Below are 12,002 nucleotides of genomic sequence, written 5' to 3'. Positions count from 1 at the left end.
AGTTCCGCCCTTACGCTCGGCTGCTGACGATGCTGGGTGACCAGCTGATCAAGAATGAGCGTGTGGCGCTGGTGGAGCTGATCAAGAATGCTTATGACGCCGACGCCAGTTGGGTGAAGGTCAGTTTCGACGGATTCGACTCCACCTTCCGCGGCAACGCCGACTCCAGGATCGTGATCGAAGACGACGGCGTTGGAATGACGCCAGACATCATCGAGAACCATTGGGCCAACCCGGCTACACCTATCAAGCTGCAGGACAAGCATGCCCAGCGCGGCATCACGAAGAAGGGGCGCGTGATCCAGGGCGAAAAAGGGATCGGCCGATTCGCTCTGCTCAAGCTCGGACGCACGATCACGCTTACCACGAGGGCCAGTCGCGCCAGCGCTGAGCAGGTACTGATCCTCGACGTTTCTGGATACAACACGGATTTTATCGACGAAAATAAGAACGCCTTGTTCCTGGACGACGTGCGTCTGTCGCTGCGCGAGGTCGAGCCAGCGCAGCAGATCAGCACGCAAGTCATGGAGCTGGGTGTGAAGTCGATGCGTCGGCCTCGCCACGGCACACGCATCGAGATCAGTCATCTCACTAGCACGTGGTCCAAGAAGAAGGTGGACGAGGTATATCTGGATCTGATGCGCTTGCAGTCGATCTTCAACCTTGGCGGCGAGGATGACGAACCGGAAGACCCTTTCGAGATTGTCATCTATCGTAACGGTACCTACGAACCGTTCGCTGACGTGCGCCAGCAGGATTTGGCGAATCTGCTGAAGAGCCGCGCCGTATTCCATATAGAAGGACGCTTCGATGCGGTCACGGAGAGCTTTAAGTTCACCGTTGACGGACGGCCGCAGCAAATAGCGCTGACCGATCCGGTACTGACAGGCATGCGGATTTTCCGCGATAACTTTGGTACGTCACTCGACCGACGGACGCAATGTGGCCCATTCCGATTCGAATTCTATGTCTTCGATTTTGGTGCCGACGCTGGCACAAAGTATCGGTTGGACAACGACGACAAAGAGCTGCTCCGGCAGCACCGCATCTATCTTTATCGAGATGGCATCCGCGTATATCCCTACGGCGACCCGGATGACGACTGGCTGTTGATTGATGTTCGGCGTGGTACCGTCAAGGCCAGTGAATTCCTGAGCAACGACCAGGTTGTCGGCCATGTGAACATCACGCAGGCCGGCAACCCGGACCTGCGCGACAAGACCAGCCGCGAAGGCTTGGTGGATACTGGCGATCCCACCGCTGATTTCCGGGCCCTCCTGCAGATATTTCTGGCGTGGGTACGCAAGGACCCGTACGCCAAGTACAAGATCAAGCACCAGCGCAGCGAAGATGTCGTCGTGTTCAAGGAGAACGCGGTGCAAGCCTCGCTGGACGAAGCCGCCGAAGCGGCCAAGCAGGCAGGTACACCGACGGAAGTTCGCGAGAAGCTGGACACGGCGGCTCGTCAGTACAAACGGGAACGACGCTACCTCGTCCATCGAGCCGAGACGACCGAGCACTTGGCAGGCGTCGGCTTGTCAGTGGAATCCGCCACGCATGACCTGACCTTGGCCATGCGAACTGCGATGTCCGCGACCGACGCACTCATCGCCCAGGCGCAACGCGGCGGCGCGATCGACCCGGAGGCATTGAAGCGTGAATTGCTGTCGATCCGCGGAAGCCTGGCCTTCATCGCAGACCAGCTCAAGGACATGCAATTGCTGTTCAAGAGCACCAAGCAACGGCGCAAGGACATTGTTGTCTTCGAACTGGTCCAGAAGGTCGAGCGCTTGTTCGGCGCGCTGCTAGATAAAGCCAGCATCGAGGTGACCATCGAGCAGGCCGGCAGTCCACTGGTCGCCAAGACAACCGATGCGGTATTGCTTCAGGTGCTCCTCAACCTATTCGACAACGCGCTCTATTGGCTTAAGGGTATTCCTGAGCCGCGCAAGATTGAGATCTTATTAGACGGCGACCGAGGGCTGCTGTTCTTCGCCGACAACGGGCCTGGCATTCGTGCCGATGACGTGCCTTACATTTTCGATGCGTTCTATTCAGGTAAGGCGGAAGAAGGTCGTGGCTTGGGCTTGTACATAGCGCGGCAGCTGCTCGACCGCCATGACTACGGGATTGAGGTCGCCGACAAATCCGAGCGCCTTTTGCCCGGCGCGAATTTTGTGGTGTCGTTCGTCAAGGGGGATGGAGAATGAGCGAGATCGATCAAGGGCTGTTCAAGGGAGTTGCGGTCGTCATTGACGACCAGGCCGAGGACGGTAGCGACGAACAGATCACCGAAATTATTGCGGCGATTCGTGCCGCAGGGGGGCATCCGATCATCCATACGACTCTGCCGCCCTTACGTGCTGATCTGGAGAATTACACGGGTGTCGCCTTCGTCATCATGGACTGGCACCTCTTCCCTTCCGAAACTCCGCTGAACGAATCGCTTCGAGAGCAGTTTTACGAGGCCAATGTCGACTTCATACGTCGGCTCGGCACATATCGGCACACTCCGGTCGTAATCTTCACCAACGAGGACCTGGAAACCGTTGAGGGGCATCTCAAACGGCACGATGACATGGGCGGGTACCTCGCCAGCGGGCGGCTCCTGCTTAAGAACAAACGTGATGTCGGTGCGAAGGTGTATCACGTCCTGAACGAGTGGGCGAAAAACGTACCCTCGGTGCTTACGCTCAAGACGTGGGAGCGGGAAAGTATCCGGGCGCTCAATGAGCTGTTCATCGACTTGCACGATCGCAGTCCCCATTGGCCAGTAATGCTGTGGGAAACCTATACCGACGATGGTCCGTCTGCTGCTGACGATCTTGGACGCCTAATCACTCGGCTGGTCGCATCGCGGATGGACACGCTCAAGCTTGACCTGGATTCCTTCGTGTCCGAAATCGAGGCCAAGCACACTGCCGATCCTTCCGGCTATGAAAAGATTCTTAAGCGCGTGCTGGAAGGCGAGCGCGTGCTTGAGGAGAAGCGGCTGCATGCCAACAGTATTGCGCCCGGAGACTTCTTCAGGCGTCCTGACGACAATGGGCTCTACATTAACGTGCGACCTGAGTGCGATGTGGTCATTCGCAAGAATGGTGTTGCGCCGAATCTGTATCTGCTTCGGGGCAAAAAGATCGCAGATTCGAGAATAACTATCGGTAAGTACGGCCAAATCATGGATCGTGACCCGCAGTACACAGTCTTCGCAATGTTCGACGGCGATGCATATTGCTTTGAATTTAAGGAGCTGCAGGTGGGGGGCTGGGAGGAGTGGAAGCCGCATCGCAAGGGGCGTTTGCTGCCTCCGTTCTCGACGCGCTTGCAGGAAAAATACACCAGCTATCTTCAACGTACCGGCTTACCCACCGTTCCCAAGATTCTGCGACCGGCCGCCACAGATGCCTCGGCGTCGCCGGCGCAAGCCACCGCCGTTGCCAGCCCCGCCTCAGGTGATGTAGCCCAGTCTCTCTGACAATAGCTTGCGCTCAATCCTCGCTGAGAATCATCATTTCGTCCTGCGATCAGATGATCAGCTTGAGTCCTTCCCGAACCGCTCAGCGGCCACGCGTTCGACAGCGTCGATAGAAGGCATGAGCTAGCTTGACCTGCGTACGAAACTTGTAGCCAATCAGGCGGTGAGTTCGGTGGGTATGGTATCGGGTTCTTGCCATCGCCTGCGGATACTGGCCGGGGTCTTGTAGCGGTGTGCGCTGTGTGGCCGTTTCTCGTTGTAGAACTGCCGCCAGCGCTCGATCAGTACCTTCGCCTCCGCGCGGCTGCGGAACCATTCGCGATTGAGCAGCTCGTCGCGCAGCTTGCCGTTGAAGCTCTCGACAAAGCCGTTCTGCCAAGGGCTTCCCGGCGCGATGAATGCGGGGCCGATGGCCGCGTCGCGCAGCCAGCGCATGACCTTTGCCGCCGTGAACTCGGCGCCGTTGTCGGAGCGCACGAACGCCGGCTTGCCGTACAGACGCATCAAGCGCGACAACGTCAGGATCACATCCTGCGCCCTCAGGCTCGCGCCGACCTCGATCGCCAGGCACTCGCGCGTGTACTCGTCGATCACGCACAGCAACTTCAGGGCGCGACCGTCGATCATCTGGTCGTGCACGAAGTCGTAGCTCCAGACGGCATTCGGCCGGACGGCACCTGGCAGCCGGATGTCGCAGCCCGAACGCCGGCGCCGCGGGCGGCGGCGCGGGATGTTCAATCCCAGCGCCCGCCACTGCCGGCGCACGCGCGCCTCGCCCATTTCCAGCCATGCCGCCATCCGGCGGTAGCCGAAGCGAGGCACCTGCGGCGACGCGGCCAACAGCTTCTCCGCCAAGATCCTGTCCTTGGCCGCCTGCCGAGGCTGATAGCTGCTGATGCGCCGGCTCAGGCCGAGATACCGGCACGCCCTGCGTTCCGAGACTCCCCGACGGACCAGCTTCTGGATCGCATCGCGCCGCGCCGACGGGGTTGTCATTTTTTTCGGACGATTTCCTTCATGCCGTCGATCACGAGCAACTGCTCGGCGACGAGGCGTTTCAGGCGCGTGTTCTCCGATTCCAGGTCCTTCAGCCGACGCGCGTCCGGCACGTCGAGCCCGCCGAACTTGTTGCGCCAGCGGCAAAAAAGTTCTGCTCGGTGATGTTGTGCTTCTTGCACAGCGCCTTGATCGACGTGGCGCCGACCTCGGCCTCGCGCAGGATCCCGATGATCTGCTCATCCGCGAATCGCTTCTTCATGAGTTCTCCTTGCCTCTTCAGGGTAGAGAACTCACCATCCCGCTGGCTACACGATTCGTCTCAGGTCATCCGCACTACAGGCCTGATCGCCGCTATGACGATCTGCTGGCCTTCCTGTTTCCCAAGGCCGCTGATGAGATCAAGATGCTGCCTTCCGCGGTGATCGCAATGCGCCGGCGTTAACCGGGTGCTTCACATTTGCGCGGATCGTTTGCTCCCGCCACATCGACTATCGGAGCCTTGGTCGGCGACTGCTTCAGTTTCACTGTGCAGCATCGGGTCAGCAAAGTTGGAAGAACTTCTTCAGATCAGGCGATCCGATCTTGATGCCGAATGAAGACCAGAACCCACTACGTCCCATTTTGGCGAGGATGGCGCTAGTCTCGGAGACGGCTGCTCTGCACTCTACGAGGGTATAAAGGTCGGCGATTCTGGGGTCGCGGAAGTGCCGGCGCAGGTGTGCGTTGGTTGGATAGCCAAGGTCCACATACATACGACATGCATCCACCGCGTCATCAACCGCAATGTCCTCTCCAAACTCCGATTTCACAATCGCCTGATAGGAATAGGGCGTAAGCGCCGATTCATCAGTCGCGACCTGGAAGTCGGCTTGTCTTAGGTGCAGTGCATGTGCCTTGTGATCGATTGCGGTGAGAAGACGGGACAGCTCAACGAACTCATCCGACCAATCCGGCGAGACCTGCCACGGCTGCTTGTAGCTCCAGTTGCGGGAAAGGAAATTGAAGGCCTGCTGGAAGATCGTGTGGATCTGAACTTCAACCCTGCCGGGATAAGCCGACGCCTGGTAGTCGGAGCGCTTCTCGACCACTACATGGGTCGCTCGATAACCGGTCTCGTGCTCGATCTTGACGCTCTTGATGATCTTGAGGTCTTTGCTGACCTCCTGCCGAGTGAGAAATCGCATGACGATGGGGACCTCGGCCAAGGTTCCGACTACTACGCGCAGGCCGGCCAGGTCATCGAGCATGTCGATGGGGATATCGAGGAGCGCCGACTTGGCTACCGCGCGCTCGTACCGCTTGACGCGATCAGAAACCGAAAACACGTTGAGATTGCTGACATCTCTAACGAAGAAGTCCCACTCAAGTACGAGCCTCTTGAGGGCCCGCCGATGGGGCTCGACCACGACCTCGTAGCGCGCGAGCGAGGGAATAGGGTTTCCTGTCATCGATGGTTCCCTGTTGGTGAGGCAGAACTATAGCGAGTTCGCGCGTCCAATCTCTTGGAGGGCGCGGTGGACGTTGCCGTAGTGGAGGACCACTGTGGACAGAGCAAGCCCGATAGATTGCTGTGGGTGGCGGCCGATGCCGGGCGTCCTTGTTCCGAGTTATCGATCAATTTGACGGACTAGCGAGCTCATGTTGGCTTAGGCATAGGAAATGACCGAAGTGGAGTGCCGCAAAGGGAGCTAAGAACTGTGGCGTCCACGGCCGCTGATGGCGACTCGGCTTCGCCAACGGGCTCGCTGGCTGCGCCCCGCGCCTCTCACCGAGTCGCGGCCTGCGGCTTTGATCCCTGCCGCATTTCGGCCCTGACGGGCCTGCGCGCTCCGCTTGCTGGGGCGTAATATTTGGGGCGGTCTTGCTGGTCCCTTCAACGTACCACGGCGTGCTCACCGTCAAGGGCTGCGTGTGCCTGCACGCTGGCGGCCTGCGGCCGTCTTTGACCCCTGACTGCTTGCGCTGCGCCGTGTGGGGCGCCGGTGCCGGGCAATTCCGCCCGAGCAACCGGAGCACGAAGATGTCGCACGAATCCAATTCGCTGGCTACCTCGTTGATGGTGCGGGACGCAGCAGGCCGTCGCTATCGTCCGGCAACCGATGCGCAGATCATCGAAGCGGCGCGCCAAGTGGTCGACCGCAAGATGCAGCGGGGCGAGGCGTTCACGTCGGCAGCCGATGTCGAGACCTTCTTGCAGACCAAACTGGCCGGCCTGGAGCACGAAGTGTTCGCGGTGCTCTTCCTCGATCAGAGGCATCGGCTGATCGAGTACGCCGAACTGTTCCGCGGCACGGTCCATGAGGCGCACGTATACCTGCGCGAAGTCGTCAAGCTGGCGTTGCGGCTCAATGCGGCGGCGGTGATCGTCGCTCACAACCACCCGAGTGGCGATCCGACACCGGGTGGCGCGGACCAGTCAGTCACCTGTCGCCTCAAGGAGGCGCTCGCGCTGGTGGACGTGCGACTGCTCGATCACATCATCATCGGCGGACGGTCTTCGGTGTCTATGGCTCGGCGTGGCCTGATCTGATGAGAGGGGGCTTCGGCCCCCTTCTTTTGCTTCGCCCTTCAGGCCCGGCGGGCCAGCGCGTCCTATGCGCTTGTTGGCTGCACGAACGGGTGGAAGCGGGGCGTTTGCTGGTCCCTTCACCGTATCACGGCGTTCTCGCCGTCAAGGGCTGCGCGTGCTCGCACGCTGGCGGCCTGGGGCCGTCTGCGCCCCTGTGACTGCTTGCGCTGCGCCGTGCTGGCCCGGTGCCGGGCAATTCCGCCCGAGCAACGGAGTCACCTCATGAACGACAAGTCTTATATCTCCCTGGAGCGGCGCGTCTGCCTGGTCTGCGGCGTCGCGTTCGATACCGGCAATCTGCTGCTGGACAAGCGCCTGCGCGCGAGCATGGATCGCTATACCACGACGGGCTGGGGCCTGTGCGCCGTACACCACAAGCTGTTCGACGACGGCTACGTCGCCTTGGTCGAGTGCGATCCGGAGCGCAGCGGTTTGTCGGCGAGCGAAGATCGGGTCAAGCCCGGTGACGTGTTTCGGGCCGGGCGCGTGGCGCACCTCAAGCGCGAGGCATTCGCGAAGGTATTCGCGAGGCCGCTCGCAACCAAGCAGCCGTGCGTGTTCGTCGATGGGGCCACTTCCGAAGACCGAGAGCGTCAAGGTGACTTTCGCGTGCCCGGCCATGCTCAAGGCCGACCTCGACCGCTATGCGGCGCTGCACGCGCAGACCTACGGCGAGGCGGTGGACGCGACCACGCTGATCCCGCACATGCTGGAGGCGTTCATGGCGCGGGATCGTGCGTTCAAACGTCAGGTCCAATAGCAGGTTTCATTCGTCCGCTCGACCAATCAGGGGCATCGGAAGCAGCGCATATTGCTCCGCGTGCTAGTGCTGGGAGAGGTCTTCACATGGTCTATGCTTGATCACAATTGATCGAGCCAGACAGGCATGGCCATGAGTGAAGCACCGAGGTTCTTCCTCCCGGCATCTTCAAGCGAAACGGCCGAGGCCGACTTCGCGAATCTCGCCGCGTTTGCGAACAGAGTTGTGCCAACCCCTTCGCGGCGCGTGTACTCCATCACCTACCTGCACAACGGTGTTGAATGGACGGCTACAGTCGGAGAGCCGCTACAAGGCATCAGGTCAGCCATCAACAGAGGCAGGAGCAGCGACTTCTCTGGTGGAACGACCGTATCGGACCCCGCAGTCGTGCTCGCGATCTTCCCAGGTGATCCGTATTTGGTAGTCACGAACCACGGTTTAGTGGGGAATACCGGATCCCGTTGGGAGAATCCGTTCATGGCCGGCCGGCCGCTATCGGAGCGTCGATTCGCGACCTAGAAGATTGGGCGGCACATTGGGAGGAAGCTGTGGTGAGGAGGATCGAAACCTGCTGGGCGTGTGGCCAGCGCGAGGAGTACGACACGGACAAGCACCATCGGCCTTTCCACTGGCATTCCTATCCCCTGGCCGGCGGCGTGCATATGCTTTGCCAAGGCTGCATCGCACTGCTGAATGTGCGTGGCCGCGTGTCCCATATTCTCATCGAACGTGTCCGGTCAACGCAGGGAATCTCCATCGACGAGCGAGGGGATGTTCGCGCCGTTCCAGCGGATCTACGGTTCGAGACCGAGTTGGTTGAGGAAGACAATAGTTCCGCTAAGGGGAGGGTGAAATGACTCCAAATATCAAGAAGGCGCAAGTGCTTCTCGCAGTCGCGGAAGGTCAGACCGTCGTAGCTGCAGCGCGCGCCGCCGGTCTATCGCCAGCACAGGGAAAGAGTGCGGTAGTGACGATCTGTAGAGTCCTTGGGATGGCGCCAGATGTTGCCGAGATCCGCGCTAATCCGGTGGCCTATCGCGATGCCGCACAAGGGATCATCGACGATCCCAAGCAATCTATGAACAAGGATCTGCGCGGGAGGCTGGTGCGTGGTTTGAAGTTGAGAAATCCCGACGAGCTGACTCCGCACTACGTGTCCAACTTGACCGCATCCTCGATGCTGACCGCGGGATTCACCTGGACGACCGTCGCAGATACGCAGGCTTGGCTCGTAGCGCACGGGCTGCGGTTCAAGCCTCAGGCGCCGAAAGAGGGAGGAGAGGCACAGGCCGCCCTACGGGCAGTGCTTCTATTGGACGCATTCGGCCTAGATGTGAAGGCTGCTCAGGACGCCTTGTGCGAGCTCGATCAGCCAGAGATGTAGCCTGTTGTGCGCCGGGTGCTTTCCCTGGAGACGAGACTGCAGTCCTGGACCCCTCCGGCGGCGAACGGAGATGCGGTCGGCCCTGCTGGATTCGGGTTCATTTCGAAGAAAGTAGAGAAAGCGCGTCGAGCGATCTTGTAGAAGTGCTGACGCATCCATCTGATCGATTTCTACCACAAGCTTGGGGGAGTGACATGGCGATCAGGCCAATAACCACCCATTACAAGGGATACAAGTTTCGCAGCCGTCTGGAGGCGAGATGGGCCGTTTTCTTTGACACGGCCAAGATCAAGTGGGAGTACGAGGTGCAGGGATTCGTGGTCGATGCCGATCTGTACCTGCCGGATTTCTACTTGCCGGAGTTTCATTGCTACTTCGAGGTCAAAGGCAGCGATGAGTACGATATGGAATTGCTCCAGCGCTTTGCGCGCGAAATTGGGCGTCGCGTCGTGGTGGCCCAAGGTCCGATCCCTGATCCTGGCGAAGGAACGTGTGGTGATGAGATTGGATTGCAGGTTCTGCTGCCGTTGGACGCAACGGACTGCTCCGGTGGCATCGTCGACCACACGTCGTGGGGCTACAAAGATATGTTCCTGCGATGCGATGGCTGCGACCGCGTCGCAATCATGAACGAAGTTTATAGCAGCATGAAAGGGGCTTGTTCCTGCGGAGATGAAGGCTCGCGAGTAATGCCGTTGTCTGATGCCTTGACGGCGGCCAGGGCTGCTCGCTTCGAGCATCGTGTCTGAGGCACAGGCGGGGCGGGGTTATTCCGCTCCGGTGCGTCCTTTGCTGGAAGACGTGAGCGATCTGGCGGTGGTTATGCTGCTTCAAGCTCCACATGCACTTGTTGCCCCAGTGCTGCGGCAATGTTCACCAACGCATCCAGCGAGAAGCGCGAGATGCGACCACGCAGCAGATCGTTGATGCGCGGTTGAGTGACCCTGCACCGCAAGGCGGCTTCCATCTGTGTCCAGCCGCTGCCCTGGATCAGATCGGCGATCTTTCGCATCAGTTCGGCGCGGACCTTGAGATTTGCCGCTTCCTCTGCCGATTCGGCGAGGGCATCCCACACGCTGGCGTAGCTCTCGGCCTTGGTACTCATGGTGTCTCTCTCATCAGTAGGGCGAAGCGCCTTCTTGCGATGTCGACGTCCCGCTTCGATGTGGCTTGCGTCTTCTTCTGAAAGGCGTGAATTACGTAGACCGCGTCCGCCAAGCGAGCCGTATAGATGACACGAAAGGCTCCGGACTCGTCCCAGACCCGGATCTCCTCGACGCCACGGCCGATCGAGGGCATCGGCTTGAAGTCGTCCGGTTGTAAGCCGCGCTGGACACGATCGAGTTGGTAGCCCACGTCCTGCTTGGCGTTGGCCGGGAAGTCACGCAGGCATTGCAGGGAGTCTCCCAGGAACCTTACGGGTTTCAGAGTCATGAGTATATCCATATGGATATAAATGGCAAGTCATGGGGCCATCCTTTGCTCGGGCGGCATTTGGCCGGCGCGGTGGGCGTCATTGCACTGGCGCGTTCGCGATGCCGGGGGCAAGTCCCTGCAAAAGGCACAGCAAGGCGTCCTGCGTAGAGAGCGTGTCGTCATCAGGGCCGGTAGCGGCAAGGGCTGCGTCCCCATGCCACTGGGTGGCCAGAGCTGCGGCGAGCAGGCGAGCGGCCTCGTGGGGCGGGACAGGAGCGGCAGATGCACGGGCGCGCGGACGGTCGCGATGCAGGTGCTCAGGGCGCAAATGCGTATACCGCTTGAGCATCTTCCAGTCGCGATGCCCCGTGACGAGTGCGACCTGCTCGATGCGCAGGCCCGCCTCGAACAGGCGGCTGGTCGCTTCGTGGCGCAAATCGTGGAAGTGCAGGTCCTGAATCTTGAGTTCGCGGCAGGCGCGACGGAATGCGGCGCCAACGGACCGGGAGTTGTAGGGGAAGATGAGGTCTCCTCGCGGGTGGTACTTGCGCTGGACCCGGATCAGCCGGAGCGCGTCGAACCCGCCGAGGTTGAGCAAAGGCACCCACTGGTCGTTTCCGTCCTTCTCGCGAGGATCCTTTCGGTCCCGAACCAGAACGACATGCTGCTCCACGTTCACCTCGCTCCAGCGGATGCGGCAGATCTCTTCCTGGCGCATGGCGCTGGCGATGGCGAACCGGACGATGCGGCCCATCGGGATCATCAGATGGCGCTTGTCCTCGAAGTATTCGAGCAGACGCCTGATCTCGTCGGGCGTGGGGCGTCGATCGCGCTGACGTGACTTCCCGATCAGGCCCAGGCGCTTGAGTGCCACGCGGGCAAGGTCGACCGGCTCTACCCTGACGTCGATGCCGTGCACGGCAGCGGCGTGCGTCAGGACGAGCTTGAGATAGCCGATATCCGCACTCAGTGTCACCGGGCCCGCACCTTCCTTCGCGCGATCCTTGCCGAACTGGATCAGGCGCTCGCGCGTGAGGTCCTTCAGCTTGACCTTGCCGAGCTTGGTCTTGAGGGCATCGAGCGTGAAGCGCTTGGAGCGTCGCAGGATTCTGCCGACTTCACGCATGTCTTCGACGTGCAGGTCGATGAGATGCGCGAACGTGGTCGGGTCCACTTTGGCCCGCTTCAGCGGCGACTCGCCAAGATCGATCCGCCGCTCGGTCGCTGTCGCCCACTTCCGCGCGTCTTCGTGGCGCAGGAAGGTCTCGCTCGCATACGATTGCTTGCGCCTGACCTGAACGCGCCATCGACCCGATGGGAGTTGAGTGATCGTGGCCATTTTCGTGTGCGCTATGTGTGCACTGGTCCGTCGTAGCAGGGCGAAATCGGGCGAAATCCA

10 protein-coding genes and 1 pseudogene are annotated in these 12,002 nt (G+C 60.4%); 6 read left to right on the top strand and 5 right to left on the bottom strand.

Annotation, left to right across the window (positions count from 1 at the left end; all coding sequences use genetic code 11):
- Positions 1–29 precede the first annotated feature (29 nt).
- A complete protein-coding gene (locus I596_RS19230) occupies positions 30–2,210 on the top strand; it encodes a sensor histidine kinase (protein WP_269465535.1) in 2,181 nt (726 codons plus the stop codon).
- Positions 2,207–3,475: a hypothetical protein gene (locus I596_RS13150; RefSeq protein ID WP_067648770.1), complete on the top strand. Its 1,269-nt coding sequence runs from the start codon at positions 2,207–2,209 to the stop codon at positions 3,473–3,475. The genes I596_RS19230 and I596_RS13150 overlap by 4 nt, the downstream gene beginning before the upstream one ends.
- A gap of 156 nt (positions 3,476–3,631) precedes the next feature.
- On the opposite strand, the pseudogene I596_RS13145 reads toward I596_RS13150, so the two are convergent.
- Positions 3,632–4,733 (bottom strand): annotated as a pseudogene (locus I596_RS13145) (IS3 family transposase).
- A gap of 280 nt (positions 4,734–5,013) precedes the next feature.
- Positions 5,014–5,922, bottom strand: a complete 909-nt coding sequence (locus I596_RS13135; protein ID WP_067648765.1) for a RelA/SpoT domain-containing protein — start codon at positions 5,920–5,922, stop codon at positions 5,014–5,016.
- Positions 5,923–6,362: 440 nt separating this feature from the next.
- Here I596_RS13135 and radC point away from each other — a divergent pair, with 440 nt between their 5' ends.
- The 4 genes from radC (at position 6,363) to I596_RS13115 (ending at position 9,936) form a co-directional block, all read left to right on the top strand.
- On the top strand, positions 6,363–7,004 hold the full coding sequence (radC, locus tag I596_RS13130; protein ID WP_425478775.1) for a RadC family protein: 642 nt from the start codon (positions 6,363–6,365) through the stop codon (positions 7,002–7,004).
- 604 nt (positions 7,005–7,608) lie between these two features.
- Positions 7,609–7,803 (top strand): DUF2274 domain-containing protein, encoded by a 195-nt coding sequence (locus tag I596_RS13125; RefSeq protein WP_067648759.1) that lies wholly within the window; start codon positions 7,609–7,611, stop codon positions 7,801–7,803.
- 853 nt (positions 7,804–8,656) lie between these two features.
- Positions 8,657–9,187: a hypothetical protein gene (locus I596_RS18505; RefSeq protein ID WP_150132148.1), complete on the top strand. Its 531-nt coding sequence runs from the start codon at positions 8,657–8,659 to the stop codon at positions 9,185–9,187.
- 194 nt (positions 9,188–9,381) lie between these two features.
- Complete coding sequence (locus I596_RS13115) at positions 9,382–9,936, top strand: PDDEXK family nuclease (protein ID WP_067648753.1); 555 nt, start codon at positions 9,382–9,384, stop codon at positions 9,934–9,936.
- Between the two features lie 71 nt (positions 9,937–10,007).
- Here I596_RS13115 and I596_RS13110 read toward each other — a convergent pair whose 3' ends face one another.
- From I596_RS13110 to I596_RS13100, 3 genes are all read right to left on the bottom strand, one after another.
- Positions 10,008–10,292: a helix-turn-helix domain-containing protein gene (locus tag I596_RS13110; RefSeq protein WP_067648751.1), complete on the bottom strand. Its 285-nt coding sequence runs from the start codon at positions 10,290–10,292 to the stop codon at positions 10,008–10,010.
- On the bottom strand, positions 10,289–10,621 hold the full coding sequence (locus I596_RS13105; protein ID WP_223303832.1) for a type II toxin-antitoxin system RelE/ParE family toxin: 333 nt from the start codon (positions 10,619–10,621) through the stop codon (positions 10,289–10,291). The genes I596_RS13110 and I596_RS13105 overlap by 4 nt, the downstream gene beginning before the upstream one ends.
- A gap of 79 nt (positions 10,622–10,700) precedes the next feature.
- The gene (locus I596_RS13100) at positions 10,701–11,942 is read right to left on the bottom strand and encodes a site-specific integrase (RefSeq protein WP_083965562.1); all 1,242 of its coding nucleotides are present in this window, start codon (positions 11,940–11,942) and stop codon (positions 10,701–10,703) included.
- Positions 11,943–12,002 lie beyond the last annotated feature (60 nt).

The sequence above is a fragment of the Dokdonella koreensis DS-123 genome, assembly GCF_001632775.1.
Taxonomy (GTDB): domain Bacteria; phylum Pseudomonadota; class Gammaproteobacteria; order Xanthomonadales; family Rhodanobacteraceae; genus Dokdonella; species Dokdonella koreensis.
This window is presented reverse-complemented; position numbering and strand designations above follow the sequence as displayed.

Coding starts and splice junctions, on each gene's coding strand:
- I596_RS13150 (WP_067648770.1), top strand. CDS start 2,207: ATGAGCGAGATCGATCAAGGGCTGTTCAAGGGAGTTGCGGTCGTCATT.
- I596_RS13135 (WP_067648765.1), bottom strand. CDS start 5,922: ATGACAGGAAACCCTATTCCCTCGCTCGCGCGCTACGAGGTCGTGGTC.
- I596_RS13110 (WP_067648751.1), bottom strand. CDS start 10,292: ATGAGTACCAAGGCCGAGAGCTACGCCAGCGTGTGGGATGCCCTCGCC.
- I596_RS19230 (WP_269465535.1), top strand. CDS start 30: ATGCTGGGTGACCAGCTGATCAAGAATGAGCGTGTGGCGCTGGTGGAG.
- I596_RS13100 (WP_083965562.1), bottom strand. CDS start 11,942: ATGGCCACGATCACTCAACTCCCATCGGGTCGATGGCGCGTTCAGGTC.
- I596_RS18505 (WP_150132148.1), top strand. CDS start 8,657: ATGACTCCAAATATCAAGAAGGCGCAAGTGCTTCTCGCAGTCGCGGAA.
- I596_RS13125 (WP_067648759.1), top strand. CDS start 7,609: ATGGGGCCACTTCCGAAGACCGAGAGCGTCAAGGTGACTTTCGCGTGC.
- I596_RS13115 (WP_067648753.1), top strand. CDS start 9,382: ATGGCGATCAGGCCAATAACCACCCATTACAAGGGATACAAGTTTCGC.
- I596_RS13105 (WP_223303832.1), bottom strand. CDS start 10,621: ATGACTCTGAAACCCGTAAGGTTCCTGGGAGACTCCCTGCAATGCCTG.